This window comes from Paenibacillus zanthoxyli JH29, from assembly GCF_000520715.1.
In the GTDB taxonomy this organism is placed as follows: Bacteria; Bacillota; Bacilli; order Paenibacillales; family Paenibacillaceae; genus Paenibacillus_AQ; species Paenibacillus_AQ zanthoxyli.
This window is the reverse complement of record NZ_ASSD01000574.1, coordinates 1-1560: the sequence shown is the minus strand read 5'-3', so window position 1 is coordinate 1560 and position 1560 is coordinate 1. Positions and strand designations below refer to the sequence as shown.

Here is a 1560-nt window from a genome sequence, read left to right as displayed (position 1 = left end):
GAGCAAGTGGCCTCACCATGTCTGCTTGGTGCCAAACGCAGGGAGTGACCCTCCATCAAGCTGGCGGCAGCACGGATTTGCGCAAGTCCATCGGCGGGCTTGCCGCCCTGGTTCAGGAGAGTTTTCAACTCGATCCGTTCGCTCCTTACCTGTTTGTCTTTTGCAACCGCCAGCGTGACAAACTCAAAATGCTGTACTGGGAACATAATGGCTTCTGGCTGCTGTATCGTCGCTTGGAGCGCGGTACCTTCCCGTGGCCCGGCCCCGGCAGTAGCCCGGTCACCGTTTCCTTTCGCGAACTTCGCTGGTTGTTCGACGGGCTTGCCCTCCACCAGCGGCAGGCCCACCCGCAGGTGACGGCTCAGACCGTCATTTAGGCCGAGATTTCGCGGTTCTGACGCCCTCGGAGCAGGAGAAAAGGCTAGCTTTGACGAAAAGAACAGCTATGGAAAATCAAACGAATCCCACACATATAATCGAAGAACTCCAACAACAGAAGGCCAAGCAGGACCAACACATTGCCGAGCTGACCGCTAAACTCCAGTGGTACGAGGAACAGTTCCGGCTGGCCCAGCATAAGCGCTTCGGCGCCTCCAGCGAGAAGACGCACCCGGATCAGTTGGAGATGAACCTGTTCAATGAAGTGGAAGTGCTAGCGACTCCGGCTTCGGAGGAACCGCAGGTAGAGACGGTTACCTACAGCCGCAAGAAGTCTGCGGACAGCCGTGAGGCCAGGCTCGAGAAGTTGCCCATCGATACGCTTCACTATGAACTCCCGGAGGACGAGCAAGTTTGCGCGTGCTGCGGCGGGGAACTTCATCCCATGAGCACGGAAACCCGGAACGAAATCACGGTCATTCCAGCAGAGGTCAGAGTCCTGCGCCATGTGCGGCAGGTGTGTATGCCTGCCGCCACTGCGAACGGGAAGAGATTCAGACACCTATCGTGACCGCGCCCATGCCGCGGCCCGTCTATCCGGGAAGTCTGGCTTCGCCTTCGATTCTGGCGCATGTCATGAACCAAAAATATGGGGAGAGCCAGCCGCTATATCGCCAGGAGCAGCAGTTTGCCCGACTCGGGCTCACGCTCTCGCAGCAGACGCTGGCGAACGGGATGATGTACGGGGCAGATGAGTGGCTGGCGCTACTCTTTGAGCGAATGAAAGTCCAACTGCTCAAACAGGATATTCTGCATGCGGACGAAACCACGCTGCAGGTACTGCGAGAGCCGGGAAAATCCGCCGAGTCGCAGTCGTATCTGTGGCTGTACCGGACCGGACGCACGGGACCGTCCATCGTATTGTACGAATACCGTCCGACACGTGGCGGAGAGCATCCCCGAAACTTTTTGGCCGGATTCAGTGGATACCTGCACGTGGACGGCTATGCAGGCTACCACAAAGTGGCCAAGGTGACCTTGGTCGGGTGCTGGGCACATGCGCGCCGCAAATTTGACGAAGCCCTGAAGGCGTTGCCCCCTTCGGAAGCCAGGGTTGGAACGGCTGCTCAGCAGGGGCTAACATTTTGCAATCAATTGTTTGCGATCGAGCGAGAACTGAAG

General features: G+C 58.0%; 1 protein-coding gene and 1 pseudogene. Both read left to right on the top strand.

What is annotated here, in order from left to right; translation table 11 throughout:
* Window positions 1–377 (top strand): IS66 family insertion sequence element accessory protein TnpB (gene tnpB / locus L691_RS29825; protein WP_232229255.1); only part of this gene is annotated, 377 nt, incomplete at its 5' end.
* Between the two features lie 68 nt (window positions 378–445).
* Window positions 446–1560, top strand: a pseudogene (gene tnpC / locus L691_RS29820) (IS66 family transposase); the annotation flags it as partial.